23 protein-coding genes and 1 tRNA gene are annotated in these 26,817 nt (G+C 73.8%); 8 read left to right on the top strand and 16 right to left on the bottom strand.

What is annotated here, in order from left to right; translation table 11 throughout:
- Positions 1–110 precede the first annotated feature (110 nt).
- Positions 111–3,623: a methionine synthase gene (metH, locus tag ACWDD9_RS38270; RefSeq protein ID WP_449814161.1), complete on the bottom strand. Its 3,513-nt coding sequence runs from the start codon at positions 3,621–3,623 to the stop codon at positions 111–113.
- Positions 3,624–3,765: 142 nt separating this feature from the next.
- Here metH and ACWDD9_RS38265 point away from each other — a divergent pair, with 142 nt between their 5' ends.
- Together ACWDD9_RS38265 and ACWDD9_RS38260 are read left to right on the top strand one after the other, a co-directional pair.
- Entirely contained in the window at positions 3,766–4,860 is a 1,095-nt protein-coding gene (locus tag ACWDD9_RS38265) for a glycoside hydrolase family 18 protein (RefSeq protein WP_198959341.1), read from the top strand.
- Between the two features lie 322 nt (positions 4,861–5,182).
- Positions 5,183–6,136: a PAC2 family protein gene (locus ACWDD9_RS38260; protein ID WP_049650984.1), complete on the top strand. Its 954-nt coding sequence runs from the start codon at positions 5,183–5,185 to the stop codon at positions 6,134–6,136.
- Positions 6,137–6,235: 99 nt separating this feature from the next.
- Here the strand turns inward: ACWDD9_RS38260 and mshC are convergent, their stop codons facing one another.
- From mshC to ACWDD9_RS38230, 6 genes are all read right to left on the bottom strand, one after another.
- Positions 6,236–7,465: a cysteine--1-D-myo-inosityl 2-amino-2-deoxy-alpha-D-glucopyranoside ligase gene (gene mshC / locus ACWDD9_RS38255; RefSeq protein WP_074002316.1), complete on the bottom strand. Its 1,230-nt coding sequence runs from the start codon at positions 7,463–7,465 to the stop codon at positions 6,236–6,238.
- Between the two features lie 229 nt (positions 7,466–7,694).
- Positions 7,695–8,531, bottom strand: coding sequence for a dioxygenase family protein (locus tag ACWDD9_RS38250; protein ID WP_049650986.1), 837 nt, complete (start codon positions 8,529–8,531; stop codon positions 7,695–7,697).
- A gap of 124 nt (positions 8,532–8,655) precedes the next feature.
- A complete protein-coding gene (locus ACWDD9_RS38245; RefSeq protein WP_049650987.1) occupies positions 8,656–9,534 on the bottom strand; it encodes a helix-turn-helix transcriptional regulator in 879 nt (292 codons plus the stop codon).
- A 178-nt stretch (positions 9,535–9,712) separates the two neighbouring features.
- Positions 9,713–10,510, bottom strand: a complete 798-nt coding sequence (locus ACWDD9_RS38240) for an SCO1664 family protein (protein WP_449814167.1) — start codon at positions 10,508–10,510, stop codon at positions 9,713–9,715.
- Between the two features lie 44 nt (positions 10,511–10,554).
- Positions 10,555–11,124 carry a DUF3090 family protein gene (locus ACWDD9_RS38235; RefSeq protein ID WP_049650988.1) on the bottom strand — a complete coding sequence of 190 codons (570 nt, stop codon included), beginning with the start codon at positions 11,122–11,124 and terminating at the stop codon, positions 10,555–10,557.
- A gap of 197 nt (positions 11,125–11,321) precedes the next feature.
- The gene (locus ACWDD9_RS38230) at positions 11,322–12,014 is read right to left on the bottom strand and encodes a histidine phosphatase family protein (protein WP_449814160.1); all 693 of its coding nucleotides are present in this window, start codon (positions 12,012–12,014) and stop codon (positions 11,322–11,324) included.
- Positions 12,015–12,175: 161 nt separating this feature from the next.
- Between ACWDD9_RS38230 and ACWDD9_RS38225 the strand changes: the two genes are divergently transcribed.
- Positions 12,176–13,156, top strand: coding sequence for a magnesium and cobalt transport protein CorA (locus ACWDD9_RS38225; RefSeq protein ID WP_449814159.1), 981 nt, complete (start codon positions 12,176–12,178; stop codon positions 13,154–13,156).
- A 36-nt stretch (positions 13,157–13,192) separates the two neighbouring features.
- On the opposite strand, the gene ACWDD9_RS38220 is transcribed toward ACWDD9_RS38225, so the two are convergent.
- Complete coding sequence (locus ACWDD9_RS38220; RefSeq protein WP_117487218.1) at positions 13,193–14,239, bottom strand: LLM class F420-dependent oxidoreductase; 1,047 nt, start codon at positions 14,237–14,239, stop codon at positions 13,193–13,195.
- 240 nt (positions 14,240–14,479) lie between these two features.
- On the opposite strand from ACWDD9_RS38220, the gene ACWDD9_RS38215 reads away from it, so the two are divergent.
- Both ACWDD9_RS38215 and ACWDD9_RS38210 read left to right on the top strand, forming a co-directional pair.
- A complete protein-coding gene (locus tag ACWDD9_RS38215; RefSeq protein ID WP_074002315.1) occupies positions 14,480–15,460 on the top strand; it encodes an aldo/keto reductase in 981 nt (326 codons plus the stop codon).
- Positions 15,461–15,519: 59 nt separating this feature from the next.
- On the top strand, positions 15,520–17,712 hold the full coding sequence (locus ACWDD9_RS38210; protein ID WP_449814158.1) for a helix-hairpin-helix domain-containing protein: 2,193 nt from the start codon (positions 15,520–15,522) through the stop codon (positions 17,710–17,712).
- A 120-nt stretch (positions 17,713–17,832) separates the two neighbouring features.
- On the opposite strand, the gene ACWDD9_RS38205 is transcribed toward ACWDD9_RS38210, so the two are convergent.
- Entirely contained in the window at positions 17,833–18,438 is a 606-nt protein-coding gene (locus ACWDD9_RS38205) for a hypothetical protein (protein ID WP_049660402.1), read from the bottom strand.
- Between the two features lie 363 nt (positions 18,439–18,801).
- Here ACWDD9_RS38205 and ACWDD9_RS38200 point away from each other — a divergent pair, with 363 nt between their 5' ends.
- A complete protein-coding gene (locus tag ACWDD9_RS38200) occupies positions 18,802–19,011 on the top strand; it encodes a DUF5703 family protein (protein ID WP_037901221.1) in 210 nt (69 codons plus the stop codon).
- A gap of 157 nt (positions 19,012–19,168) precedes the next feature.
- On the opposite strand, the gene ACWDD9_RS38195 is transcribed toward ACWDD9_RS38200, so the two are convergent.
- The 3 genes from ACWDD9_RS38195 to ACWDD9_RS38185 all read right to left on the bottom strand — a co-directional run bounded on the left by ACWDD9_RS38195 (position 19,169) and on the right by ACWDD9_RS38185 (position 22,231).
- On the bottom strand, positions 19,169–20,050 hold the full coding sequence (locus ACWDD9_RS38195; protein WP_449814157.1) for a chaplin: 882 nt from the start codon (positions 20,048–20,050) through the stop codon (positions 19,169–19,171).
- 327 nt (positions 20,051–20,377) lie between these two features.
- Positions 20,378–20,620, bottom strand: coding sequence for a chaplin (locus ACWDD9_RS38190; protein ID WP_074002312.1), 243 nt, complete (start codon positions 20,618–20,620; stop codon positions 20,378–20,380).
- Positions 20,621–20,899: 279 nt separating this feature from the next.
- Positions 20,900–22,231, bottom strand: a complete 1,332-nt coding sequence (locus ACWDD9_RS38185; protein WP_049659731.1) for a M20/M25/M40 family metallo-hydrolase — start codon at positions 22,229–22,231, stop codon at positions 20,900–20,902.
- A 304-nt stretch (positions 22,232–22,535) separates the two neighbouring features.
- Here ACWDD9_RS38185 and ACWDD9_RS38180 point away from each other — a divergent pair.
- A tRNA-Leu gene (locus ACWDD9_RS38180) sits at positions 22,536–22,620 on the top strand.
- A gap of 188 nt (positions 22,621–22,808) precedes the next feature.
- Here ACWDD9_RS38180 and ACWDD9_RS38175 read toward each other — a convergent pair.
- Positions 22,809–23,228 carry a hypothetical protein gene (locus tag ACWDD9_RS38175; protein WP_449814156.1) on the bottom strand — a complete coding sequence of 140 codons (420 nt, stop codon included), beginning with the start codon at positions 23,226–23,228 and terminating at the stop codon, positions 22,809–22,811.
- Positions 23,229–23,684: 456 nt separating this feature from the next.
- Between ACWDD9_RS38175 and ACWDD9_RS38170 the strand changes: the two genes are divergently transcribed.
- The gene (locus tag ACWDD9_RS38170; RefSeq protein WP_380777878.1) at positions 23,685–24,308 is read left to right on the top strand and encodes a MarR family winged helix-turn-helix transcriptional regulator; all 624 of its coding nucleotides are present in this window, start codon (positions 23,685–23,687) and stop codon (positions 24,306–24,308) included.
- Here the strand turns inward: ACWDD9_RS38170 and ACWDD9_RS38165 are convergent.
- From ACWDD9_RS38165 to ACWDD9_RS38155, 3 genes are all read right to left on the bottom strand, one after another.
- On the bottom strand, positions 24,301–25,662 hold the full coding sequence (locus tag ACWDD9_RS38165; protein ID WP_449814155.1) for a chloride channel protein: 1,362 nt from the start codon (positions 25,660–25,662) through the stop codon (positions 24,301–24,303). The genes ACWDD9_RS38170 and ACWDD9_RS38165 overlap by 8 nt on opposite strands.
- 199 nt (positions 25,663–25,861) lie before the next feature.
- Positions 25,862–26,596 (bottom strand): TetR family transcriptional regulator, encoded by a 735-nt coding sequence (locus ACWDD9_RS38160; protein ID WP_234348735.1) that lies wholly within the window; start codon positions 26,594–26,596, stop codon positions 25,862–25,864.
- A gap of 86 nt (positions 26,597–26,682) precedes the next feature.
- On the bottom strand, positions 26,683–26,817 hold a 135-nt coding region (locus tag ACWDD9_RS38155), incomplete at its 5' end, for an acyl-CoA dehydrogenase family protein (protein WP_364745010.1).

Genomic DNA, 26,817 nt, shown 5'->3' with positions numbered 1-26,817 from the left:
GCCCCGGGGAAGGCACGGGCCGGCCCGCAGGTGAGCGGACCGGCCCGTTCAGGATCATCAAGGATACGCCCGCTTCGTCCGGAAAGAGCGAATGCGGCGGGAACCGGGGGTTACCGGGCGTTGAAGTACTTCGCCTCCGGGTGGTGGATCACGATCGCGTCGGTGGACTGCTCCGGGTGGAGCTGGAACTCCTCGGAGAGCACCACGCCGATCCGCTCCGGCTTCAGCAGCTCGGCGATCTTGGCCCGGTCCTCCAGCTCGGGGCAGGCCCCGTAGCCGAGCGAGAAGCGGGCGCCGCGGTACTTGAGCGCGAACATGTCCTTGACGTCCTGCGGGTCCTCGCCGGAGAAGCCCAGCTCGTAGCGGACCCGCGCGTGCCAGAACTCGGCCAGCGCCTCGGCCAGCTGCACCGAGAGGCCGTGCAGCTCCAGGTAGTCCCGGTAGGAGTTCTCGGCGAACAGCTCGTTGGCCGCCTCGGAGATCCGGTTGCCCATGGTGACCACCTGGAGGCCCACCACGTCCCGCACCCCGGACTCCTCCGGGCGGAAGAAGTCGGCCAGGCAGAGCCGGCGCCCGCGCCGCTGGCGCGGGAAGGTGAAGCGGGTCCGCTCGGTGCCGTCCTCGTGGAAGACGATCAGGTCGTCGCCCTTGGAGTTGGCCGGGTAGTAGCCGTAGACCACGGCGGCCTCCAGCCAGCCCTCGGTCTGCAGGCGGTCCAGCCAGGCCCGCAGCCGCGGCCGGCCCTCGGTCTCCACCAGCTCCTCGTAGGACGGCCCGTCGCCGGCCCGGGAGGCCTTCAGGCCCCACTGGCCCTTGAACAGCGCGTCCTCGTCCAGCCAGGAGGCGTAGTCCGCGAACGGGATGCCCTTGACGATCCGGTCGCCCCAGAACGGCGGGACGGGCACGGCGTTGTCGACGGCGACGTCGGAGCGGATCTGGCCGAGGTTGACCTCGGGCTCCGGCTCCTCCACCTCGACCCGGGCGTGCCGGCGCTGCTTGAGCTCCGGCAGGGCCGCGCCGGGCACGCCGCGCTTGACCGCGATCAGCGCGTCCATCAGCCGCAGGCCCTCGAAGGCGTCCCGGGCATAGCGGACCTCGCCCTCGTAGATCTCGTGCAGGTCCTGCTCGACGTAGGCCCGGGTGAGCGCGGCGCCGCCGAGGATCACCGGGAAGCTCGCGGCCAGCTTGCGCTGGTTCAGCTCCTCCAGGTTCTCCTTCATGATCACGGTGGACTTCACCAGCAGGCCGGACATCCCGATGACGTCCGCGTTGTGCTCCTGCGCGGCGTCCAGGATCGCCGAGACCGGCTGCTTGATGCCCAGGTTGACCACGTTGTAGCCGTTGTTGGACAGGATGATGTCGACCAGGTTCTTGCCGATGTCGTGGACGTCGCCCTTGACGGTGGCCAGCACGATGGTGCCCTTGCCCTCGCTGTCGGACTTCTCCATGTGCGGCTCCAGGTGGGCCACCGCGGTCTTCATCACCTCGGCGGACTGGAGCACGAACGGCAGCTGCATCTGGCCGGAGCCGAAGAGCTCGCCGACCACCTTCATGCCGGACAGCAGGGTGTCGTTGATGATCTCCAGCGCGGGCCGACCGGCCAGCGCCTCGTCCAGGTCGGCCTCCAGGCCCTTGCGCTCGCCGTCGATGATCCGGCGCTGGAGGCGCTCGTCCAGCGGCAGCGCGGCCAGCTCCTCCGCCTTGGACGCCTTGACCGAGGCCGAGGAGACGCCGTCGAACAGCTCCAGCAGGTGCTGCAGCGGGTCGTAGCCGTCCCGGCGGCGGTCGTAGACCAGGTCGAGGGCGGCCTCGCGCTGGTCCTCGGGGATCCGGGAGATCGGCAGGATCTTGGAGGCGTGCACGATCGCCGAGTCCAGGCCGGCCTCCACGCACTCGTGCAGGAAGACCGAGTTCAGCACCACCCGGGCGGCCGGGTTGAGGCCGAAGGAGATGTTGGACAGGCCCAGCGTGGTCTGCACGGCCGGGCGGCGGCGCTTGAGCTCGCGGATCGCCTCGATGGTCTCGATGCCGTCCCGGCGGGACTCCTCCTGGCCGGTGGCCAGGGTGAAGGTGAGGCAGTCGACCAGGATCGAGCCCTCGTCGACGCCGTAGTCGGCGGTGAGCTCGGCGATCAGCCGCTCGGCGATCTCGACCTTCTTGTCCGCGGTGCGGGCCTGGCCCTCCTCGTCGATGGTCAGCGCGATCAGGCCGGCGCCGTGCTCGCGGGCCAGCGAGGCGATCCGGCCGAAGCGCGAGTCCGGGGCGTTGCCGTCCTCGTAGTTGACCGAGTTGAGCACCGCGCGGCCGCCGAGCGCCTCCAGGCCGGCCCGCAGCACCTGCGGCTCGGTGGAGTCCAGCACGATCGGCAGGGTGGAGGCGGTGGCCAGCCGGCCGGCGATCTCCTTCATGTCGGCGACGCCGTCGCGGCCGACGTAGTCCACGCAGAGGTCCAGCAGGTGGGAGCCGTCCCGGATCTGGTCGCGGGCGATCTCCACGCAGGCCTGCCAGTCGCCGACCAGCATCGACTCGCGGAACTTCTTCGAGCCGTTGGCGTTGGTGCGCTCGCCGATCGCCAGGTACGAGGTGTCCTGGCGGAACGGCACGGCCTGGTACAGCGAGGCCGCCGAGGGCTCGGGGCGGGGGTCGCGCGGGGCGATCGGGCGGCCCTGGACCCGCTCGACCACCTGGCGCAGGTGCTCGGGGGTGGTGCCGCAGCAGCCGCCGACCAGCGAGAGGCCGTACTCGCGGGTGAACACGTCGTGGGCGTCGGCCAGTTCGGCCGGGGAGAGCGGGTAGTGGGCGCCGTCCTTGCCGAGCACCGGCAGGCCCGCGTTCGGCATGCAGGACAGGCCGATCCGGGCGTTCTTGGCCAGGTAGCGCAGGTGCTCGCTCATCTCGGCCGGGCCGGTGGCGCAGTTGAGGCCGATGTAGTCGACGCCCAGCGGCTCCAGCGCGGTGAGCGCGGCGCCGATCTCCGAGCCGAGCAGCATGGTGCCGGTGGTCTCCACCGTCACCTGCACCAGCACCGGCAGGTCCAGGCCGGCCTCGGCCAGGGCCCGCTTGGAGCCCAGGATGGCGGCCTTGGTCTGCAGCAGGTCCTGGCTGGTCTCGACCAGCAGCGCGTCGGCGCCGCCGGCGATCAGGCCGGCCGCGTTCTGCTGGAACCCGTCGCGCAGCGTCTCGTACGGGGCGTGGCCGAGCGTCGGCAGCTTGGTGCCGGGGCCGATCGAGCCGAGCACCCAGCGGGTGCGGCCGTCGGCGGCGGCGTGGGCGTCGGCCGCCTCGCGGGCGATCCGGGCGCCGGACTCGGACAGCTCGAAGATCCGCTCGGCGATCTCGTACTCGCCGAGGGCGCTGAAGTTGGCGCCGAAGGTGTTGGTCTCCACGCAGTCCACGCCGACCCCGAAGTAGGCCTCGTGGACGGACCGGACGATGTCCGGGCGGGTGGTGTTGAGGACCTCGTTGCAGCCTTCGAGGTTCTGGAAGTCCTCCAGCGTCGGGTCCTGCGCCTGGAGCATGGTGCCCATGGCACCGTCGGCGACCACCACCCGGGTGGCGAGCGCTTCACGCAGCGCGTTCGCACGGTTCTGCTGAGTGATGGACGGGGTGGCTGCTGTGGCCATGGGCTTCTCCCTGGTGCGACGGCTGTCGGCTTTGCGGACCCGCTTGCTCGGGCCCGCACGTGGCCAGGGTATCCGGCCCACGGGTCGGCCCGCCGTTCCATTCCGTATCCTGAGCGTTCGACCGCAAGGGGGGAGCAAGCGCGTGGCCCGATTCGGGACCTCCGCGCAGCGAGCCGGTCGGGCCCTGACGGCCCCGTTCCGCGTGCTGCGCGACCGCTGGCGGGCGTGGTCGTGGTGGCGCCGGTCACTGCTGGCCCTGGTGCTGGTGGCGGCCGTGCCGGCCACCGCGCTGGGCTCGGTGTTCGTGCTGTTCCGGCTGCACTACACCGGCGAGCCCGCCGCCGACGCCCGCACCCGGGGCCGGGACGCGCTCTGGCTCGGCCACGCCTGGGTGGACGGCCGCAGGACCGAGGCCGACGTGGCCGCGCTCGGCCGGCTACTGGCCGGCACCGGCATCCGGGACCTCTACGTGCACACCGGCCCGCTGGAGCACGACGGCTCGCTGCCGCCCGCCGTCCACCCCCGGGGCCGCTGGTTCACCGACACCGTGCACCGGGAGCTGCCCGGCGTACGGCTGCAGGGCTGGCTGGGCGACGAGGTCAAGCCGGAGAAGGACGCCCTGGACCTGGAGGACGGCCCGACCCGGGACCGGGTCACCGCCTCCGCCCGCCAGGTGCTGGACCTCGGCTTCGACGGGGTGCACTTCGACATGGAGCCGATCCGCCCGGGTTCGGCGGGCTGGCTGGCCCTGCTCGACCAGGTCCGCCCGGTCACCGCGGGGCGCGGCGCCAAACTGTCGGTGGCGGCCCCGCAGATCGACCCGGTCCCGGGCCTGCACACGGCCGGGATCCTGCTCACCGACCACGGCAAGTGGTGGGACCAGGCGTACTTCACCGAGACCGCCCGCCGGGTCGACCAGATCGCGGTGATGAGCTACGACACCTCGATGCCCACCGAGCCGCTGTACGGCGGCTACGTCGCCCGGCAGACCGAACTCGCCCTGCGGGCCACCCCGGCCGACGTGGACCTGCTGATGGGCCTGCCGTTCTTCTGGGACGACAAGTGGGGGCACTGGGGCGACGCCGAGACCGTCCGGGCCGCCGTCCGGGGCGTCCGGCTGGGCCTGGGCCGGGAGGACCGGCGGCGGGCCGGCTTCGGCGTCGCGCTGTACGTGGACTTCGCCGCGCTGCCCGAGCACTGGACGGCGTACCGCGACGGCTGGGTGGACCCGGAGTAGCGCGCCCGGCGGGCCCGTGCGCCGGGCGGCGGCGGGCACAGCGCGTCGCCGGTCGAACACGCTCCGCCCCTGGTGAACGCCTGATGGACCGTCAGCTCCGGCGCCGCCGATATCCGGTGGATCCCGGCGGTCCGCTCCCCCAGACTGTCCCGGTGCCCGGCCGCGGTGCGCATCAAAGCCCGTAGGCTGGGCAGGTAGGGACCATGGAGCGAGGCGTTCCATGGGAGACGAGAGGTTCGACAGTCGGCAGCCGGCCCGTCGGCGCCCCGGCAGGCCAGCCGGGGCGGCGCAGGTCCGACCGCCGACCGGAGGGAGACGCTGGGTGATCGAGCTGGAAGATGTTCCCGAGTTGATCGACCCGGTGATGGTCTGCGCCTTCGAGGGCTGGAACGACGCGGGCGACGCCGCCTCCGCGGCTCTGGCACACCTCGACGAGACCTGGAACGGCAAGGTGTTCGCCGCGCTGGACGCGGAGGACTACTACGACTTCCAGGTCAACCGGCCCACGGTCTGGCTGGACGGCGGCATCCGCCGGATCACCTGGCCGACCACCCGGCTCTCGGTGATCCGGGTGACGGAGCCGACGACCAGGGACGTCGTGCTGGTCCGCGGCATCGAGCCGAGCATGCGCTGGCGCTCGTTCTGCAACGAGCTGCTGGGCTTCGCCCACGAGCTGGGCGTCGAGCTGGTGGTGATCCTGGGCGCCCTGCTCGGGGACACCCCGCACAGCCGCCCGGTGCCCGTCAGCGGGGTCACCTCCGACCCGGACCTGGCCCGCCGGCTGGACCTGGAGGAGAGCCGCTACGAGGGCCCCACCGGCATCGTCGGGGTGCTCCAGGAGGCCTGCACCCACGCCGGGGTGCCGGCCGTGACGCTGTGGGCCGCGGTGCCGCACTACGTCTCGCAGCCGCCGAACCCGAAGGCCACCCTGGCCCTGGTCAACAAGCTCGAGGACCTGCTGGACCTGCGCATCCCGCCGGGCGAGCTCGCCGAGGACGCCCGGGCCTGGCAGCTCGGCGTGGACCAGCTGGCCGCCGAGGACAGCGAGGTGGCCGAGTACGTCCAGCAGCTGGAGGAGGCGCAGGACACCGCGGAACTGCCGGAGGCCTCCGGCGACGCCATCGCCCGCGAGTTCGAGCGCTACCTGCGCCGCCGGGAGAACGTCGGGCCGACCGGCGAGAAGCCGGTGGCCGGGCACGCCACGGCGGAGCGGCCGGCCGATCCGGAGGCGCCGGGCGGCGCCCGGGAGAGCCAGGACGGCGCCGAGGACGAGTAGCCCGTACCGCACACGCCGAAGGGGCGTCGGGACCGCGTGGTCCTGACGCCCCTTCGGCGTGTGGTGCTGGGTCGCTTCGGCGGGGTTACGACACCGGGGTCACAGCGCGACGCCGAGCAGGGCGTCCACGGTGCGGGTCACCAGGCCGGGAGCGCCGATGTCGGTGCCGCCCTCGGCCTCCTGCCGGTCCGCCCAGCGGTCGACCGCGGCCAGCGCGGCGGGCGCGTCCAGGTCGTTCGCGAGCGCCTCGCGCACCTCGGCGAGCAGCTGCTCGGCCGAGGGGCCGTCCGGGCGGGAGACCGCGGCGCGCCAGCGGGCGAGGCGCTCGACGGCCTCGTCCAGGGTGCTCTTGGTCCACTCCCAGTCGGCCCGGTAGTGGTGCGAGAGCAGCGCCAGGCGAATCGCCGCCGGGTCGACGCCCTCGCGGCGCAGCGCCGAGACGAAGACCAGGTTGCCGCGGGACTTGGACATCTTGTGCCCGTCCAGGGCGACCATGCCGGCGTGCACGTACGCCTGGGCGTACGGGTGGGCGCCGGTGGCGACCTGGGCGTGCGCGGCGCCCATCTCGTGGTGCGGGAAGGAGAGGTCGCTGCCGCCGCCCTGGATGTCGAAGGACATCCCGAGGTACCGGAGGGCGATGGCGACGCACTCGATGTGCCAGCCGGGGCGGCCGTGGCCGAGCTCGGTGTCCCAGGCGGGCTCGCCCGGGCGGGCGGCCAGCCAGAGCAGGGCGTCCAGCGGGTTGCGCTTGCCGGGGCGGTCCGGGTCGCCGCCGCGCTCGGCGAAGACCGGGCGCATGGCCTCGCGGGTGAGGCCGGAGACCTCGCCGAAGCGCGGGTCGGCGTCGACCGAGAAGTAGATGTCGCCGTCGACGTGGTAGGCGGCGCCGGAGGCCAGCAGCTTCTGCACGATCGGGACGATCCACGGGATCGACTCGACGGCGCCGATGTAGTGGGCCGGCGGGAGCATCCGCAGCGCGGTCATGTCCTCGCGGAACAGGGCCGTCTCGCGCTCGGCGAGGGCGGTCCAGTCCTGGCCGGTCTCGACCGCGCGGGCGAGCAGCGGGTCGTCGACGTCGGTGACGTTCTGGATGTACAGGACGTCGTGACCGGCGTCCCGCCAGACGCGCTGCACCAGGTCGAACGCGTTGTAGGTGGCGGCGTGGCCCATGTGGGTCGCGTCGTAGGGCGTGATGCCGCAGACGTAGATCCGGGCGGTGCCGTCCTGCGGCACGACCTCCCGGACTGTGCCCGCTGCGGTGTCGTGGATACGGAGGGGGAGCCCCTGACCAGGCAGGGCGGGAACCTCGGAGGCGGGCCAGGCATGCATGGAAACAACTTTAACCTTGCGAACATTTGAAAGCCTAACCAGTACGAAAGATCGACTGGATTCGTTTCCTACCGTTGCCCGACAGTTTCCCGACTGGTATTGCACGGATCCGACGCTGTCGGAACGCGTGGTGTACGCCCCCCGCACCCGGCTCCGGGCATGGGTGAGCGCCCGGTCGGCCCTGCCGCCGACCGGGCGCCCGGCTCCTCGGGTGGAGCGGCCGGAGCCGCTACGACCGCTGCCAGAGGGCCGGCACGTTCGGCGGCTCCCAGCCGGCCATGGCGGTGTGCGCCTGGAGGCAGGTGTAGGAGACGCCGGAGTAGGTCACGCGGTCGCCCGCGTTGTACGAGGTGCCCGCGGCCCAGCTCCCGCCGGGCGGCGTGGTCGGGCCACCGGTGGAGGTGGAGGTCGGGGTGGGCGTGGGGCTCGGCGTGCCCGGGGTCTGCGCCACGTTCAGCACGAAGTCGTAGCTGCCCTCGCGGGTCGACCCGTTCTGCCGGACGTTCATCAGCAGCCGGGCGTCGTAGATGGTGTCCGTGTTGTTGCGCGGCTCGCCCGGGAAGTACAGCTGGGTGGTGACGATCGAGCGGCCGGGGGCCTGGAGCTTGACGTGGATGTGCCGGGTGCGGCCCGGGTAGAGGCCGGGCACGATGGTGTCCAGCTTGTAGGCGCCGTTGGCGTCGGTGAACTGGTGGCCGCGGAAGGTGTATCCGCTGTTGTCGTAGTTGCCGCCGTCGTCGGCCTGCCAGAAGTCCAGCAGCACACCGGAGATGGGCCGGCAGGCCCGGCCGAAGACGTAGCCGCTGACCACCAGGCGGGTGCCGGGGCCGTCGTTGACCATCGAGCTGCGCAGCGGGGAGTTGGGCTTGAAGTACGGGCCCTCGGTCTGCTCGATGGTGGGGGCGTCGCCGTCGTGGCACTCGGGGGTGAGGGCGAGCGGCTCGCCGGTGCCGATCTGGTCCCGGGCCAGTGCGACCCCGCCGCCGACGAGCAGCGGGGCGGCCCCGAGCGCGGCGGCGGCCTTGAGGACGGTCTTGCGGCTGATCATGCCGTCGGGCGTGGGCATGCGCCGTCTCCTTATCGTGAGGCGGGGGGTGGGGGCGGCCCTTGCCATGGTGGGGGCATGACAAGGGCCGGACCGGCCGCCCGTCCGTGCGCGCCGGACCGGCCACCGGTGGCCACCAGCAAAGTTACGGGCCGTCCGGTGCGACCGCGATGGACATGATCCGGGGATCGTGGTGATTTCCGTCGACCCTGGACCGGAACTCCCCCGGGGTCATCCCGGTCTCCCGGCGGAAGAACCGGCAGAAGTACGCCGGGTCGACGAAGCCCGCCTCCTTGGCGACCTGACGGATCGTCAAATCCGTGCAGGCGAGCAGCCGTTTGGCCTCCAGGGTCTGCTGGCGGCGGATCAGCCCGCCGGGCGTCCGGCCGGTGGCCTGCTTCACCAGGGTCTGCAAGTGCCCCGGGGAGACGCCGAGTTCCTGCGCGGTGGAGGCCACCGAGTGCCGCACTCCGCCCGGCCGGGCGATCAACCGGGTGAAGGCGGCGGCCACTTCGGCCGGGCGGCCGGGCACCGACGGGCGGTCGGCCGGGGCGCAGGCGCGCAGCGCCCGGACGATCAGGATGTGCAGGCTGGCCCGCAGCACGCCCTGGTAGCCGGGGCCCCTGGTCCGGTACTCGTACTCCATGTCGGCGAGCAGCGCGGCGACCGCGTCGGCCTGGTCGCCGAGCGCGAGGGCCGGGCGGGTGGCCAGCGCCCGCAGGGCGGCGAGGTCCTGGGGGTGGCCGAGCAGGAAGTCCTCGTTGAACAGGACGACCCGGCCGACCAGCTCCTCGGCGTCCGCCCAGTAGTGCACCTGGCCGGGCGTGATCACGCACAACTGCGGTGGCGCCAGCGGCCGGTGGACGAGGTCCAGGACGTGGGCGCCGTGGCCGCCGGTGACGTGGACTATTTCGTAGAACGAGTGCCGGTGGGGGAAGCCGGCCCGGGAGAGCGGGCCGATCGCGTCGAAACTGCCGATGGCGAAGGGGAGCAGCTGGGGCAGCGGGACCTGTAACCGGTGCAACGGCAGGTCCGGCGTGGTTCGGGGGGTGGGGGTCGTCCGTCGCACATCCATCGGAGCAGTGTGCGACCTGTTCCGGGGACAGGTCCAGACCATCTGCCGCCGTTTTCGACGAGCGGTCCGGACCACCGGCGCTCCGGGGCACCGGTTCGGGCACCGGTTCGGACCCGTCGGCCCCGGCCTAGACCGGCGGCCAGGGGATCGCGGGCCAGTCCTCGGGCGGCAGCGGGTGCCGGCCGGAGCCGCGCAGCGCGGCCACCCGGGCCCGGGTGGCGTCCAGTTCGGCCGCCGTCAGGTGCGGGGCGAGCCGCTCGGCGAGCTCGCCGTCCAGCTGTTCGGCCAGCCGGGCCAGCACCTCCAGCGCCTCGGTGGGCAGCGGGTCGCCGGCCCAGCCCCAGAGCAGGGTGCGCAGCTTGTCCTTGGTGTTGAAGGTGACGCCGTGGTCGATGCCGTACACCCGGCCGTCGGCGGCCGGGATCAGGTGGCCGCCCTTGCGGTCGGCGTTGTTGAGCACCGCGTCCAGGACGGCGAGCCGGCGCAGCCGCCGGTCGTCGTGGTGCACCAGCAGGGCCGTCCGCCCGCCCTCGACCTCGGCCCGGACGATCGGCAGCCAGCCCGCCTCCGGGCCGCGCGGGTCTTGGAGCGCGAGCAGCGGCTCGGCCGTCGGGTCCGGCTCGACCCACAGCTGCAGCATGCCGGGCCCGTGCGGGCCGTCGCGCAGCACGGTTGGCGGGATCAGCGCCCAGCCGGTCGCGGCGGACAGCTCGTACGCGGCGACCTCGCGGCCGGCCAGCGTGCCGTCCGGGAAGTCCCACAGCGGGCGCTCTCCCGCCACCGGCTTGTAGACGGCCTGCGCGCTCAGCGAGCCGTGCGCCACCGTGCAGTACAGCGCGGCGTTGGAGGCGTCGGTGAGCCGCCCGTGCACCGTCAGCCCGCCCTGGCGCAGCAGCGCGAGGGCGGTGGGCACGTCGGCGGCCAGCGCGGCGGCGGCCGACGGGTCGGCCTGCGGCGGGGTGTCGGTGTTCAGCGCCGGTAGCCGTTCGCGCGCGGGCACAGGTGGCCCTCCGGGTCGAGCGGCAGGTTGCAGAACGGGCAGGGCTTGCGGCCGGCGGCGACCAGGTCCAGCGCGCGCTTGGCGAAGACCCGGGCCATCGCGCCGGACAGCCGCACCCGCAGCATGTCCGGGCCGTTCTCGTCGTCGGTGAAGGCCGCCTCGGCGGCGTCCTCCTCCTCTTCCTCCTCGACCAGCGCCTGCGCCTCGACCACCAGGCAGGCGTCCACGCTGTCCCAGGCCAGGGCCATGGTGCCGACCCGGAACTCCTGCTCCAGCGGGAGGTCCAGCGGCGCGGTGTCGAGCAGGTCGTTCGGGGCGGCGGCCGGGATGGACGTGTCGCCGCCGCTGCGCCGCAGCGCCTCGTCCAGGACCTCCTCGATGCGCTCGGCGAGCGCCGCGACCTGGGTCTTCTCCAGCAGCACGCTGGTGATCCGGCCCCGGGCGCTGGCCTGAAGGTAGAACGCCCGGGCGCCGGGCTGGCCGACGGTGCCGGCCACGAACCGTTCGGGCTGGTCGTAGAAGAAGACCTGACGGGGCACGCTCTCGCTCCGGATCGTGTCGGTCGGCGCGGTTCCGCCGGGGGCGGGCCGCGGCCGGATGGACTCGCTAGTCACCCTACGACCTTCGGGCTCCGGCCGGGGAGCCGAGCCGACGGCCGCGGGCGGGGTGGCACCCGGGGAAGCGAACGGTGCCGCCGCGGACGGCGCCTCCCCGGACGGCCCGTCGGCGGCGCGGCCTAGACGGTGCCGCCGACCACCGCGTCGCCGGCCGGGGTGGCCGCCGCCGGGCCGGGCCGGGGGGCGAGCGAGGCGAGGTCGCCGGTGTCGCCCATCCGCAAGACGAAGGGCCGCTGCGGGGTGTAGCGGATCGCGGTGACCGAACAGGGCTCGACGCTGATCCGCTGGAAGTGGTCCAGGTGCAGCCCGAGCGCGTCGGCCACCACGGCCTTGATCACGTCCCCGTGCGAGCAGGCGATCCAGACCGCGTCCTCGCCGTGCTCGTCCGCGATCCTCCGGTTCCACTCGCGCACCGCGTCCACCGTGCGGTGGCTCAGCTCGCGCAGCGACTCCCCGCTGGGGAAGGCGGCCCCGGCGGCGTGGTCCTGCACGGTGCGCCAGAGCGGCTCCTTGGCCAGCTCGGCCAGCGGACGGCCGGTCCACTCGCCGTAGTGGCACTCCCCCAGCCGCTCGTCCTCGGCCGGCGGCCCGAGCTCGGGCCGGACCGCCAGCAGCGGCTCCAGCGTCTGCCGGCAGCGCTCCAGCGGGCTGCTGACCGCCCGCACCAGCGGGATGCCGGCCAGTCGGCCGGCCAGCGCGGCGGCCTGGTCCCGGCCGGTGTCGTCGAGGTCCACGCCGGGGGTCCAACCGGCCAGGATTCCGGCGGTGTTCGCGGTGGAGCGGCCGTGACGGACGAGCAGCAGGGTGGGCATGGGGTCAGCCTACGGCCTCCGGGCCCGGCCGTGGAGACCGGATTTCCCGCCCGTCCGGCCCGCGGCGGCCGGGTCCGCCACCGCCCCGGCCGCCGGGGGCCGGTGGACCGGAATCCCCCGGATCCGTGCCGGGCGGCCCCGCTCGGGTGACAATGGCCCGCATGATCGTCCACTGCGCCGCCTACCACGACGGCCGCCGCATCGAGGCCCCCGAGGACCTGGCCGGCGCACTCGCCGCCGCCCGCGCGGCCGGTCCGGACGGCTTCGTCTGGATAGGCCTGTTCGAGCCCACCGCCGAGGAACTCGACCACGTCGGCCAGGAGTTCGCGCTGCACCCGCTGGCCGTCGAGGACGCCGTCAGCGCCCACCAGCGCCCCAAGGTGGAGGCGTACAAGGGCTCGCTGTTCGTCGCGCTGAAGACCCTCGGCTACCACCCCGGCGGGCACGTCGTCACGGTCGGCGAGGTGATGGTCTTCCTCGGCCCGGACTTCGTGATGACCGTCCGGCACGGCGAGGACAGCCCGCTCGGCGGACTGCGGGCCGCCCTGGAGCAGGACCCCGAACAGCTGCGGTACGGGCCCAGCTCGGTGCTGCACTCGGTCTGCGACACGATCGTCGACGGCTACATGGACGTGGCCGCGGGGCTCCAGACCGACCTGGACGAACTGGAGGCGGACATCTTCTCCCCCTCCCGGGTCGACCGCGACACCGCCGGACGGATCTACGGCTACAAGCGCCAGGTGATGTCCGTGCGCCGGGCCACCGGCCCGCTGCTGGAGCCGATGCTGGCCCTGGAGCGCGGCGCCCGCTTCGTCCGCCCCGAGGCCGCGCCCTACCTGCGGGACGTCGCCGACCACGTGGCCCGGGTGAACGACCAGGTGGACGGCATGGACCGGCTGCTGTCCGACATCCTGAACGCCAACCTGGCGCAGGTCAGCGTCCAGCAGAACAACGACATGCGGAAGATCTCGGCCTGGGCGGCGCTGGCCGCCGTACCGACCATGATCGCGGGCATCTACGGGATGAACTTCGAGCACATGCCGGAGCTGCACCAGATCTGGGGGTACCCGGCGGTGCTGGTGCTGATGACGGTGGTCTGCCTGGTGCTGCACCGGGTGTTCAAGCGGCACGACTGGCTGTAGCGCCGCCGGTCGGGCCGCTCGGACACCCGGCCCCGGTCAGGCCAGTCCGGCGCGCTCCAGCGCCTCGACACCGGTGCGCAGCGCCAGGATCCGCTCGTCCAGGGTGAACCCGGCCGGGGCCAGGGTGAGCGTGGTGACGCCCGCCTCGGCGTAGGCCTGCATCCGGTCGGCGATCCGGGCGGTGTCGCCGATCAGCGAGGTGGCGTCGATCAGGTCGTGCGGGACGGCGGCCGCGGCGCCCGCGTGGTCCCGGGCGAGGTACTTCTCCTGGACCTCGTCGGCGGCCTGCTCGTAGCCCATCCGCCGGGCGAGCTGGTTGTAGAAGTTCTTCTCCTTGCTGCCCATGCCGCCGATGTAGAGCGCGGCGTACGAGCGCAGGGCGTCGACCCCGGCCTTGATGTCCTCGCCGACCGCGAGGTTCACGGTCGGGCAGAGGTCGAAGCCCTCCAGCGTCCTCCCGGCCTTGGCGCGGCCGGCCGTCAGCGGGTCGAGGGAGAGCGCGGCGTGCTCGGGCGAGAAGAAGATGCCGAGCCAGCCGTCGGCGATCTCGCCGGTCAGCTCCAGGTTCCTGGGCCCGATCGCGGCGATGTACAGCGGGATGTGCTCGCGCACCGGGTGCACGGTGAGCTTGATCGGCTTGCCGGGGCCGCCGGGCAGCGGGAGCGTCCAGTGCTCGCCCTCGTGCACCAGGCGCTCGCGGGACATCGCCTTGCGGATGATCTCCACGTACTCGCGGGTGCGGGCGAGCGGCTTGTCGAACTTCACCCCGTACCAGCCCTCGGACACCTGCGGGCCGGAGACGCCGAGGCCGAGCCGGAACCGGCCGCCGGACAGGGTGTCCAGCGTCGCGGCGGTCATCGCGGTCATCGCCGGGGTGCGCGCCGGGATCTGGAAGATGGCCGAGCCGACGTCGATCCGCTCGGTCTTCGCGGCGACGAAGCTGAGCACCGTCGCGGCGTCCGAGCCGTACGCCTCCGCCGCCCAGCAGACGGAGTAGCCGAGGCGGTCCGCCTCCTGGGCCACGGCGATGTTGTCGGCGTCCATGCCGAGTCCCCAGTAGCCGAGGTTGATCCCGAGTCGCATCTGCCGCACCTTCCAGTGGGTTGGGGTTGGTCGCGAGGGTAACCGTGCCCGCACCGAACACGCTACTGACGGGTAGGGGTGGATCCGGTCACACCGGTGCTGTTGATCGTTCTGCGGGTCTGCACCTCTCTCCGCGCACCGGCCGCTACGCTCAGCCGACGTGGGGAGCGCTCTCCCCACCTGCGCGTTCACAGGGCCGCCGGGGCTCCCGGGGCCACCGGCCAGTGGAAGGCCCGTCCGATGGAAAAGCGTCACCTCGGCCGTACCGGCCTCCAGGTCTCCCGACTCGGCCTCGGCACCATGACCTGGGGCCGCGACACCGACGAGCAGGAGGCCGCCGAGCAGCTCAAGGAGTTCGTCGACGCCGGCGGCAACCTGGTCGACACCGCCGACGTGTACGCGGACGGCGGCGCCGAGTACCTGATCTCCCGGCTCACCGACAGCCTGGTCCCCCGCTCCGAACTCGTCATCGCCACCAAGGCCGGCAGCGTCCCCGAGTCCGCCCGCCGCTTCGACGGCTCGCGCGGCCACCTGCTCGCCGCCCTGGACGCCTCGCTGCGCCGGCTCGGCACCGACTACGTCGACCTGTGGCAGGTGCACTCCTTCGACCCGGTGACCCCGGTCGAGGAGACGCTCAGCGCCCTCGACATCGCCGTCTCCTCCGGGCGCGCCCGCTACGTCGGGGTCTGCGACTTCAGCGGCTGGCAGCTCGCCAAGTCCGCCGCCTGGCAGCACGCCCACCACGGGCGGGTGCCGCTGGCCGGGGCGCAGCTGGAGTACTCGCTGCTCCAGCGCGGCATCGAGCGGGAGGCGCTGCCCGCCGCGCTGGACGCCGGGGTCGGGGTGCTGGCCGGCTCGCCGCTCGGGCGCGGGGTGCTCACCGGCAAGTACCGGCACGGCGTCCCGCAGGACTCGCGCGGCGCCTCGCCGTACCTGTCCGGATTCGTCCAGCCGTACCTCGGGGAGCGCTCGCGACGGATCGTGGACGCCCTCGCCACCGCCGCCGACGGGCTCGCCAGCACCCCGCTGGCCGTCGCGCTGGCCTGGGTCCGGGACCGGCCCGGGGTGGCGAGCGCCCTGGTCGGAGCCCGGACGGTGGCCCAGCTGCAGTCGGCGCTGTCGGTGGAGGCGCTTACGCTTCCGGATGAGATCCGTGGTGCGCTGGACGACATCTCGTCGCCGGTGCACCACTACCCGGACCAGGGGTGGACGGAGCTGTGACCACCGGCCCGGGTCGTCGAGCAGAACCTGCAGTGGAGTGACCTTTGGAGCGGACGACGATGACTGACACGGGGAACGGCGCTCCGGAGGTGACCGCCGGGGCCAAGCTGACCCCGGAGGCGAAGGCCGCGAAGTTCGCGGAGCTGGCCCAGCGGATCCGCGGCATGCAGCCGGAGGACGCCGCGGACCGTGCCGCACGGGCGGGTGCCGCCCGTGCGGAGGCCTCGATGGCGGAAGCCCCGGCTGAGGAGGATCCGACGGAGGAGGCCCCGGAGCCCGGAGGGTCGGAGCCCGGGGAGCCGGAGCCGGCCGCTGCGGCCCCGGTCCCGGCCGCCCCCGTTCCGGCCACCCCGGTCGCGGCCGCCCCCGCTCCGGCCCGGGTCCCCGCCCCGGCCGCCCCCGTCCCGGTGGTGTCCGACCGGCAGCGCGAAGAGGTGCTCCGCGCCACCGTCGAGGTGCTGACCGCCGGCGGCGCCCCGGCCGACCTGGCGGCCGCCGCCGTGGCCGCGCTCGGTGAGGAGGCGCCCGCACGGCTGCGCGAGGACCCGTGGGCGGTGCTGGGCCTGCCCGGCGTCCGGCCCGAGCACGCGGACGGCTTCGCCCGGGAGCTGCTCGGCGCCGGTGCCGGCCCGGGCGACGAGCGCCGCGCCCGGGCGCTGGTGCCGTGGCTGCTGGAGCAGGCGGCGCTGCGCGGGCACTCCGCCCTGGAGCTGGCCGAGGTGGCGGTCGGGCTCGACCGGCTCCGGATGCCCGAGCCGGCCACCGCGATCCAGGCCGCCGTCGAGGACGGGCGGGTGCTCTCCTTCCAGGAGGAGCTGGCCGGCCCCGAGGCGCACGCGGCGGGGGGCGACGAGGAGGCCGAGGCGCCGACCCGGACGCTGCTCGCCCTGGCGGGGCTGGCGATGGCCGAGGACAGCCTCGCCGAGAAGCTGCTCCAGCTGATGGCCACCTTCGTGCCGGGCGAGGACGCCGAGGAGGCCGGGGAGGCCGACGATTCCGAGCACGCGGAGCCCGGGGCGGAGGCCGCCGAGGGCTCCGCCCAGCAGCCCCCCGCCGCCCCCGGCCCGGCCGCCTGGGCGGCCGCCGCCGGGGCCGCCTCGTCCTCCTCCGCGACCGCCCTGATCAAGGCCGTCGCCGAGCACGCCCTGGTGCTGCACACCGGCGGCGAGGCGGCCCGCGCCGAGCCGGCCGCGCTGGTCGCCGCCGCCCGCGGCCTCGGGCTGCGGGCCTGGGCCGCCACCTGGACGGACCAGGGCCGGGACTCCCTCGCCGCACTCGCCGAGGCGGGCGCCGGGGCCCCCGTGGTCACCCTCGCCGAGCTGCTCTCCGGCGCCGCCGGCCCCGGCCGCGCCCCGGACGGCACGCTCGCCCTGGACCTGCTGGTCGTGCTGGACGCCCCGCTGCTGGACGTCGACCTGGCCGCCGTCGTCCTGGAGTCGCTGGCCGACGGCACCCGGCTGGTGCTCAGCGGGGACCCGGGGCAGCTCTGGTCGGCCGGCCCCGGGCGGGTCTTCGCCGACCTGCTGGCCGCCAAGGCCTGCCCGGCGGTCGCCTCCCGCACCCCGGACTTCGGCCCGATCGGCGAGCTGGTCTCCGGTGTCGGCATCGGCGAGCTCCAGCCCGTCGAGGCGCCGGACAAGGAGGTGGTCATCCTGACCGCCAAGGACGCCGGCGAGGCCGTCCACCGCGCCGTCCAGCTGCTCACCGACTCCATCCCGCGCGCGCTGGGCATCCCGGCCGAGCAGGTGGTGCTGCTCACCCCGGGCCACGGCGGCCCGGCCGGCACCCGCGCGCTGAACGCCGCCGCCAAGGCCCGGCTCAACCCCGGCCCCGGCCGGTTCGGCGGCTTCGACCCGGGCGACCGGGTGGTCGACTCCCCCACCCCCGGCGTCACCCGCCCGGCCCGGGTGCTGGACGGCGACGCCACCGGTCTGCACCTGGAGTACGCGGACGGCTCGCACCGGACCGTCCCGCCGGCCGAGGCCGCCCGGCTGCGGCACGGCTGGGCGCTGACCGTCCACCAGGCGGTCGGCCGGCGCTGGCCGGGCGCGGTCGTGGTGGTCCCGGAGGACGCCGCCCAGGCGCTCACCCGGCAGTGGGTCTACACCGCCTTCGGCCGCGGCGAGCGGCACCTGTCCGTGGTGCACGCGGCGGGCCCGGCGCTCGTCCAGGCCGTCGCCGAGCGCCAGGCGCAGTCGCGCACCACCCGGCTGCGGGCGGTCCTCGCCGAGAACGCCGCCTCGGCGTACTGACCGGCGTTCCGGCCGGCCCCGCTCCGACGGGCCGCCGGCCGGAACGCACGACGGGCGGGCCCCGGTGTTCCCGGGCCCGCCCGTCGGCCGTCCTGCACGGCGTCGGTCGTCCTGTCCGCGTCAGTCGTCCGGGTCCTCGTCGTCGTAGACCTCGCTCACGTCGAACCGGCAGATCAGCAGCTGCGGGTCGGCGTGCTCGAAGGGCTCGGGCAGCCACTCGCCCGGCTCGGTCGGCTCGGTGGCCGCGACCCAGAGCGTCGAGTCGGCCTCCTCCAGGCCGAACTCCTCGCTGCGGGCGGCGATCTCGTCGGGCTCGTACTCGCCGAACAGCACGCCGATCGCGGCGTTCACCCCGCCCGCGCCGGCGCCGCCCGGGGTCAGCGACTCGTCCAGCCGCTCGGCCTGGGCACGCAGCCGCTCGGGGTCGACGACGTGGTAGTCACGGCGGATCAACACGCTGATCGCCTCGGGCTGTTCGGGGCCGTGGTACCCGCCGGGGCCCTCGTCCCCGGGGATCTCGAAGGGCGTGACCTCGTCGTAGGCCTCGTACAGGAGCTGGTCGTAGGCGATGGCCGCCGTCGCGAGCTGCTCGTAGGCGGCGGTGACGGCGGGATCATCGGCTGCGTTGGGGCTTGACACCGCTTCCAGATGACGGTCGATGGCGGCCTTGACCGCCTCAGCGGCGGCGCGTACCTCGGCAATGGTGGGCTGCGCGGCATCAGACATGGTGCAGACGCTATCTCCCCGCGGTGTCGCCACGCACAGCGGTTGTCACCTACACCCGCGATTTCACCGCAACTTCCCCCCTGATGTCCGATCCATCCCGCTTCGTCCCCACGCGCCACCGGCGCGAAGCGGGCGCGGAGGGCGCACGCCGGGCCCGCCGAGGCCGTCCGGCTGCCGCTTCGCGCGCCGGGATCGGGGTATCCCCTCCACAGTGGCAACAGGACTGATGCACTGTCAGTCGGCGGCCGGGGCCGCACCCGTTCCGACCGTCGCCCGCGCGCGGGAGGACGGCCGGAAATACCCGGGCCGACTGTCCGGGGCAGGCCGTAGGCTTGCCTGAAGGTGATCCCCAGGAGGAGCGTTTTGACCCCACGGAAGCCGGTCCGGCAGCCGGAGTACGAGTACCAGTCCCTGCGCATGCCGCGCGGCACCACGCGCAACGCGGCGCGCCAACTGCTCACCGAGCACGCCGAGTACGGGCACTGGGAGCTCGACCGGCTGCGGTTGTTCCCCGACGGCAGCCGGACGGTCCGGCTGAAGCGGCGGATCATCCGGCAGGTCCGGAACTGGTGACGGGCGGGGCACCGCGGCCCCGGGCGGCAGCGAGCCCTCACGCGTCCGCGGCCGCCCGTTCGCTCGGCGGCCGCGGATGCGTCGTTCCTCAGGTACGCCCGGGGGCGGGCGCGCACCGGTCCCGTTCAGCGCGCGCCCTGGTTCCCCGCCCGCCGTGTCAGCGGGCGCCGGCCCGGGCCCGGCGGTAGAGCACGCCGCCGCCGAGCAGCATCGCGAGGCCGGCGGCCCCGAGCAGCTCGACGTTGCCGGCACCGGTGGTGGCCAGCTGGGCGGACGGCGCCGGCTTGGCGGCGGGCGCCACGGCGGCGGACGCGGAGGTGGCCGGAGCCACGCCGGTGCGCGCGACGCTCGTCACCTCCTCGGAGGAGGTCTGCGGCGGGGTCGGGCAGGTCTCCACGCAGCCCTCGGCCGGCGGCGTCGGGGTGACCTTCTCGACCTTCTCCACATTGGCGCAGTCGTTGCCGAAGGCCGGGTTGCCGACGCCGGCCACGTTCACCGAGTTGCCGCAGGCGTTGACCGGAACGTCCACCGGCGCCTGGACGCTGTTGCCCGAGAGCACGCCCGCCGAGTTCGCGGCGACACCGGAGGCGCCGGCCCCCGGGACGTCGACACCCGTGCCATCGGCACCCGGAACCTTGGTGGCCGGACCCGCGGCGTCCGGGACAGCACTCGCCGGGAGGGTACTGGCCGGCAGAGTGCTGGCCGGGAGGGTGCTGGCCGGAGCCGTGGCACCCTGGCTCCCACTGGCACCGGAGCCGTCGGTACGGCCGGCGCCGGTGGCGCCGGCCTGGCCGCCATGGGCGGGCTTGGACGCCTGATGGCCGCCACCGTTGACGTTGGCACAGCGGTTGCCGAAGGACGGGTTCAGCAAGCCGATCACATCGATCGTGTTGCCGCAGGCATTGATCGGCACCTCGATCGGCACCTGGACCGAGTTGCCCGAGACGACACCGGGTGAACCGGTGGCCACCCCCTGCGCGTCGGCGCCCCCCGCGTAGGCGTAGCCGGCGGTCGAGGCCAGCACACTGCCGGTGGCCACGGCCGTGAGGATCCCCTTCTTGGCTACTTTCCTCATGTTTTCCCCTGACATTTCGAGACGACGTGTCGACCTTGGCATGAACCTTGCAAAAAAGTCGGAATTTCCGTATATCCGTAAATCACGCAAGGGCTTCGGCTGCACACGGGTTAACGAGAGGCCAACGGGGAGGTTGAGCAACGAAACCCCGCTTCACTCGATCGAGTGATCGTGTTGGATCCCGTGTATCCGGTATCCCGGCGCGGACGCGAACGCCCCCGGCGCGGCGCGTCCGCCGCCCGGGGGCTCGCGTGAGTCGGCTCAACAGGCCCCGACGGCCCGGAGGTCGACTCAGAAGTTGGCGCAGTGGTTGGCGAACGCCGGGTTCAGCACGCCCACGACGCTCACGGTGTTGCCGCAGAGGTTGACCGGGATGTGCACCGGAACCTGGATCTGGTTGCCCGAGACGACGCCCGGGGAACCGGCGGCCACACCCTCGGCGGCGGCGCCGCCCTGAGCGGACGCGACACCGGCGGCGGCGAGCACCAGGCCACCGGTGGCGGCGGCGACAGCGGCGATCTTCTTGACCTTCATCATTCCTCCTGTATGGACAACGCAACCCGTTCGGCGGGCTGCACAGGGATGAACGACGCTGCGGCAAACGGGGTACGGAGTGGATCTCCCATTCACCCGCAACGGTGAGATCTCGCACACATGATCGGCCTGGAATTCCGAGCAGAATCGCTTCTGTCGATCTCTTTCTTCCTGTCCCACAATCATCAGCTCGGACAATGCGGTCGGCCCGCCCCCGGAACCCCGGGAGCGGGCCGACCCAGTCACCTGATCAGCGCGGGCACCGCCGCGCGAAACGGCTCAGCAGGCGTCGATGAAACGGTCCAGCACCCGGGCGCCGAACTTCAGCCCGTCCACCGGCACCCGCTCGTCCACGCCGTGGAACATCCCGGCGAAGTCCAGCTCCGGCGGCAGCTGGAGCGGCGCGAAGCCGAAGCAGCGGATGCCCAGGTCCTGGAAGGACTTGGCGTCCGTCCCGCCCGACAGGCAGTACGGCACCGCGCGGGCGATCGGGTCCTCGGCCCGCAGCGCGGTCTGCATCGCCTCGACCAGGGCCCCGTCGAAGCCGGTCTCGATCGCCTTGTCCGAGTGCAGGCTCTCGCGCTTCACGCGCGGGCCGAGCACGCTGTCCAGCTCGGCCAGGAACTCCTCCTCGTAGCCGGGCAGGAAGCGGCCGTCCACGTGCGCGGTGGCCTGACCGGGGATCACGTTGACCTTGTAGCCGGCGCCGAGCATGGTCGGCTGGGCGGTGTTCCGCAGCGTGGTGCCGATCATCTTGGCGATGCCGCCGAGCACGCGCAGCGTCTCGTCCATGTTCTCCGGGTCCAGCTCGACCCCGAGCGCGTCCGACAGCTCGTCCAGGAAGGCCCGGACGGTCTTGGTGATCCGCAGCGGGAACTGGTGCCGGCCGAGCCGGGCGACCGCCTCGCACAGCTCGGTGATCGCGTTGTCGTCGTTCTCCATCGAGCCGTGGCCGGCCCGGCCCTCGACCGTCAGGCGCATCCAGTGCATGCCCTTCTCGGCCGTCTCCACCAGGTAGAGGCGGACCTGGTCGTTGACCGTGAAGGAGAAGCCGCCGACCTCGCCGATCGCCTCGGTCACGCCCTCGAACAGCCCGGGGTGCTTGTCCACCAGGAAGCGCGCCCCGTAGGTGCCGCCGGCCTCCTCGTCGGCGAGGAAGGCCAGCACGATGTCGCGCGGGGGCTTGCGCCCGGTGCGCAGCCGGTCGCGGATGACCGCCAGGGTCATCGCGTCCATGTCCTTCATGTCCACCGCGCCGCGCCCCCAGACGCAGCCGTCCGCGATCTCACCGCCGAACGGGTCGTGGGTCCAGTCCGCCGCGTTGGCCGGCACCACGTCGGTGTGGCCGTGGATCAGCAGACCCGGACGGGAACGGTCCTCGCCCTCGATCCGGACCACGGTCGAGGCCCGCCCCTTGGCCGACTCGAAGATCTTCGGCTCCAGCCCGAACTCGGCGAGCTGCTCGGCCACGTACTCGGCCGCCTTCCGCTCCCCCGGGCCGGATCCGTCCCCGTAGTTGCTGGTGTCGATCCGGATCAGATCGCGACAGATCTCGGCGACCTCCGACTCAGCCGTCACCTTCGGCGCCGCCGACTCGCTCCGCTCGCTCACGGTCACTCCTCGCGTCTTGGGCCCGCACCGACGCACCAGCGCGCCACCCCCAGGACCTGCACCCGGGCCGTACGAGCACGTCCGCCCATCCTCCCCCAGCCCCCGATCCCGATCCAGCCCCCGCACGTTCCCGAAACCCGCTGGTCACGCCCCCGCCACACGCCGCCCCTTGCCCCCGCCACCCGTCGGACCCGCCCGCCGGGAGCCCGCCGGAAACCGTTTTGGGACCCCAAGCCGATCTTTGCTACAGTTACATCTGTCAGCGCGACGGACGAGAGATCGGAAGCCGCGAGGACGACACCTAGTCCGGGTGGCGGAATGGCAGACGCGCTAGCTTGAGGTGCTAGTGCCCTTTATCGGGCGTGGGGGTTCAAGTCCCCCCTCGGACACCGAAAGAAAGGCCCCAGTTGATCTGGGGCCTTTCTGCTTTTCCGGTGCGGATCGCCCCTGTGGCGCGGGTCACCGCTGTGGTGCGACCGCCACGGGCGGATGCCCGGCCGGTGGGAACCGGCCGGGCATCCGGGTGGGCCTGGCCCGACGGGACGGTGCGGGTCACGCCCGAGGTGGCAGGGCTCGGTCAGCCCTCGTGGGCAGCGGCCGGAGCGGCGGCCTCGGCCGGAGCGGCAGCGGGGGCGGCAGCCTCGGCCGGAGCCGCGGCAGGAGCCGCAGCCGGGGCGGCGGCGGGCGCGGCGACCGCGGCGGCCGGGGCGTCGGCGGGGGCCGCGGCCGGGTCGACGAAGGTGGCGCCGGAGCCCGTGAAGGAACCGGAGACGCCGCTGTCGTCCGCCCAGACCCAGAAGTTCTCGTGCGAGACACCGTCGGGGCCGACGTGGGATTCGACGGCCGCGAGGCCGGCGCCGTTCTCGTTGGCGGTGAAGAAGCCCTGGCCGAAGTTCGCGTCGATGCCTCCAGTACCGGCCGAGGCGAGACCGGCGCAGCCGAGGACCAGCGGAACGGTGAGGGCGCCGACAGCCACGACTCGCTTGAGAGCACGCATGAAAATCTCCTCCACGGAGTTTCTGGATCGAGTGGCGGCGCCGGTCGGCCCCGCCGCGATTCAGACAGCCACGGCCCGCACCCCGCCGCAACCGGCGCCGCGACCCGTCCGGCCTCACGCCCCGTCAGAATCGCCGATCCCACCAGCGGAAATACAGTTCGTATGCCTATCTCGCAGGATCAGTCGGCTGGAGCACTCCCCCATCACCCCTCGTCCCGATCGGCCCCCCGCCACGGACCGCCGCCGCACCGCCCGTCCCGCCCCGTCCCTCGGCAGCGTCATTCGAACGGGCCGATACGCGGCTCCGGCGTACGGGAACGGTTGGCTGGCGGCTCGGGCGCCCGACGCACTCTCGCGGATCGCACGTCCGGCTCCCATCGAAGTCCCGCCCTCGGCGGGCGGGTTGACGGACCACCCCCTTGACAGGCGCGCCGCACAATGCAGAATGACTTCATTATGAAGCAGGTACATACATCGGAGGAAGCGGCGGCCGGCCCGTTGGGGCGGGATGCCGAGGGCCGGCTGTACGACAGCAGGGTGCGGACGGCCATGGGCGTGTTCACCAAGGGCGGGGACACCCTGGCGCTGGAGGCGGCGGCCGCCGCACGCTCGGCGTTCCACGCGGTGGAGAAGCTGCGGGCGCACGGATCACGAGGACGGGGGCTGAGCGCTGGGGCGTTGGACGTGCTGGTGCGGCTCGGTGCGGCGAGCAGGGCGGGTGGAGCGGACGGAGGGGGTGAACCGGGCCTGACGGTGGGCGAGTTGGCCCGGGCCGGCGGGGTGAGCCCGCGCAATGCGACCGGCCTGGTGGACACCCTGGAGCGGGAGGGTCTGGCCCGCCGCTCCCCCGACCCGAACGACCGCCGGGCGGTGCTGGTCACCGCGACGGACGAGGGGCTGGCCTGGCTGGAGGAGTTCCGGGCGCCCACCGAGCGCGCGATGGCCGCCGTCTTCCGCGGCTTCAGCGCCGAGGAGCTGGCCCAACTGCGGCATCTGTGCCTGCGGTTGGTGGAGAACCAGCAGCAGATCGAGCAGTACCTGACCGCGGTCCCGGACGGCCCGGGTGCGGAGGTCAGCTGACCCCGGAGCCCTCCGTGCGGCCGGCCGGGGCGGCCTCCCGCTTCGGCCGGCCGCGCAGCGCCTCCGCGGTGATGAAGGCCGCCACCGTGGCCACGATCAGCAGCGGCATCGAGTTCGCCGCCTCGCCGCCGAGCAGGGCCGCCGCGAGGACGGTACTGGTGACGGGCAGGCCGGTGACGGCGGCACCGGACGCCGCGAGGCCGACGGCCAGGGCGGGCGCGGCGCCGAAGCCCGGCAGCGGCGCGCAGGCCGTACCGAGGGCCGCGCCGAGCAGGATCGCCGGGAAGATCGGGCCGCCGCGCAGGCTGCCGAGGGCGATCGACCAGCCCAGCCCCTTGCAGAGCACCAGGGCGAGCAGCGCGCCGACCGGCCAGGCGGCCGGGTCGGCGGCGAGCGTGCCCAGGGTGGCCTGCCCGGAGAGCGCGGCCTCCTCCGGGGAGCGGCCGGTGAGCAGGGCGTACGCGGCGAGGCAGCCGCCGACGGCGACCGCGCACAGCACGGTGCGCAGAGCCGTCTGCCGGGCGGTGCCGCTTGTGGTGAGGGTCTTCACCCGGCGGCCGACGGTCTGCCCGGCCACGCAGACCACGGCGATCGCGACGGCCAGCGGGACGCCCCAGAGGAAGTCACCCGCGTCCGGGACCCCGCTCTTCGGCAGGTGCGGCAGCGAGAGCGCGCCGATCGCCAGGCCGGTCCAGTGACCGAAGCCGGTGAAGACCAGCGCGCCGACCCCGCCGGCCAGCAGGCTGGGCAGGATCAGCGCGATCAGCTGCGGGCCGCCCAGCCCGGCCGCCTCGATCAGCATCACGGCGGCGACCAGCGGGCTGCCGAAGATGGTGGAGATCGCGGCCGCCGCCCCCGCCGTCCCCAACACCGCCACCAGCTGCGGCTGTTCGGCACGTCGGGCGGACCGGACGGCGAGCAGGGCGAGGCCGCCGCCGAGCGCCATCAGCGGTGCCTCCGGGCCGAGCACCACGCCCAGCGGCAGACCGGCGAGCGCGGCCAGCACCACGCCGGGGACGGCGACCGGCGGCGTGGGCGGACCACCCAGCCCGTCCACCGGGACGTGGCCGCCGCGCCCGGGCAGCCGGGTCACGACCGGGGCGAGCAGCAGGCCGGCCAGCAGCAGCGCGGGCAGCGGCCACCACCAGGGGGCGCGCCCGTAGCCGGCCGCGGCCGGCAGGCTCTCCCAGACCCAGTGCTGGAGTTCGTGCTCCAGGCCGACGAAGCCGAAGGCCGCCAGCGAGACCGGGATGCCGACCAGTGCCGAGATCAGCAGCAGGCGCGGGTAGCCCTTGTGCAGCAGCACCTCGTGCAGGGTCGGGCCGCTGCCCGGCTGCCGGGACGTCGTCGGCATCGCCGCTCCCTCGCGCTCCCGGGCCGCCCGCCGCCCGGGAGGCCCCGTCCTGCGACCGAGTCTCGCCCGGCGCCGGGAGCCGCGCACGGCGCACGGGCCGTCAGCCGGGGCCGCGGCGGGTGCGGCTGCGCCGTCCGGGTGACGGTCGGGGGCGGGCGTACCGGGGCGGGGGTTCCTTGCCGGGCCCGTACGACGGGCCTCAGCGGGCGTCGGTGCCCAGCGCGCTCTCGATGCTCTGGACCATCCGCCACAGCGGCGCCCGGCGGCTGGCGACCAGCACCACGACGTCGTCGGACTCGCCCTCGGCGGCGGCCTCGGCCGGGCGGTCGCCCCAGGTGCCGGTGACGAAGGCCATCGCCGCGTCCACCTCGGCCACCCAGTCGCTCTTCCCGCCCGAGCGCAGCCAGGTGCGCAGGGCGTGGTTGTGCGCGGAGACGACGGCGGCGGCGATCACGTCCGCGCGCAGGGGGCCATCCGGGCGATCGGCGAAGCGGCCGCGCAGGTAGGCGGCGAGGGTGTGCTCGTAGCGCCAGACCACGGACAGCTCGTACGCCCGCAGGCCGGGCACCTTGCGGGTCAGCCGGTAGCGCTGGACGGAGAAGGAGGGCTGCTCGGCGTACATCCGCAGGACCAGGCGGGCGGCGTCGCAGGCGTGCTTGACCGGGTCCTCCTCGCCGGTGCCGGACTCCAGGAACTCCGTCATCTCGGCGAGGCTGCGCTCGTGGTCGGGGAAGACCACGTCCTCCTTGGCCGGGAAGTAGCGGAAGAAGGAGCGCCGGCCGACGCCGGCCAGCGAGACGATGTCGTCGACGGTGGTCTGTTCGAAGCCGCGCTCCAGGAAGAGCTCGAAGGCCGCGGCCACCAGCGCCTCGCGCATCGCCGGCTTCGAGGGCCCGTCATTCATGGGCTGGTCCTGCTCTTCCTTCTCGCTCATCCACCGGAACCTAACATCCGTGCGCGGGGTCGGCGCCGACGGCCGGGCCGCTCCCGGGACCGGCCGTCGGTGCGTGTCGGTGCGCGTTACGGGAGGTTGCGGGCCATCACGATCCGCTGGACCTGATTGGTCCCCTCGTAGATCTGCGTGATCTTCGCGTCCCGCATCATCCGCTCCACCGGGTAGTCCCGCGTGTACCCGTACCCGCCCAGCAACTGCAC

Source organism: Kitasatospora sp. NPDC001119, assembly GCF_053598475.1.
This window is presented reverse-complemented; position numbering and strand designations above follow the sequence as displayed.

Bases quoted from the DNA above. Each gene is read 5' to 3' on its own strand.
- metH (WP_449814161.1), bottom strand. From the start codon at position 3,623: ATGGCCACAGCAGCCACCCCGTCCATCACTCAGCAGAACCGTGCGAAC.
- ACWDD9_RS38190 (WP_074002312.1), bottom strand. From the start codon at position 20,620: ATGAAGGTCAAGAAGATCGCCGCTGTCGCCGCCGCCACCGGTGGCCTG.
- ACWDD9_RS38250 (WP_049650986.1), bottom strand. From the start codon at position 8,531: ATGCCCACGCCCGACGGCATGATCAGCCGCAAGACCGTCCTCAAGGCC.
- ACWDD9_RS38230 (WP_449814160.1), bottom strand. From the start codon at position 12,014: ATGCCCACCCTGCTGCTCGTCCGTCACGGCCGCTCCACCGCGAACACC.
- ACWDD9_RS38220 (WP_117487218.1), bottom strand. From the start codon at position 14,239: ATGCGACTCGGGATCAACCTCGGCTACTGGGGACTCGGCATGGACGCC.
- ACWDD9_RS38160 (WP_234348735.1), bottom strand. From the start codon at position 26,596: ATGAGCGAGAAGGAAGAGCAGGACCAGCCCATGAATGACGGGCCCTCG.
- ACWDD9_RS38205 (WP_049660402.1), bottom strand. From the start codon at position 18,438: ATGTCTGATGCCGCGCAGCCCACCATTGCCGAGGTACGCGCCGCCGCT.
- ACWDD9_RS38170 (WP_380777878.1), top strand. From the start codon at position 23,685: ATGAAGCAGGTACATACATCGGAGGAAGCGGCGGCCGGCCCGTTGGGG.
- mshC (WP_074002316.1), bottom strand. From the start codon at position 7,465: ATGCATGCCTGGCCCGCCTCCGAGGTTCCCGCCCTGCCTGGTCAGGGG.
- ACWDD9_RS38175 (WP_449814156.1), bottom strand. From the start codon at position 23,228: ATGCGTGCTCTCAAGCGAGTCGTGGCTGTCGGCGCCCTCACCGTTCCG.
- ACWDD9_RS38225 (WP_449814159.1), top strand. From the start codon at position 12,176: ATGATCGTCCACTGCGCCGCCTACCACGACGGCCGCCGCATCGAGGCC.
- ACWDD9_RS38215 (WP_074002315.1), top strand. From the start codon at position 14,480: ATGGAAAAGCGTCACCTCGGCCGTACCGGCCTCCAGGTCTCCCGACTC.
- ACWDD9_RS38210 (WP_449814158.1), top strand. From the start codon at position 15,520: ATGACTGACACGGGGAACGGCGCTCCGGAGGTGACCGCCGGGGCCAAG.
- ACWDD9_RS38165 (WP_449814155.1), bottom strand. From the start codon at position 25,662: ATGCCGACGACGTCCCGGCAGCCGGGCAGCGGCCCGACCCTGCACGAG.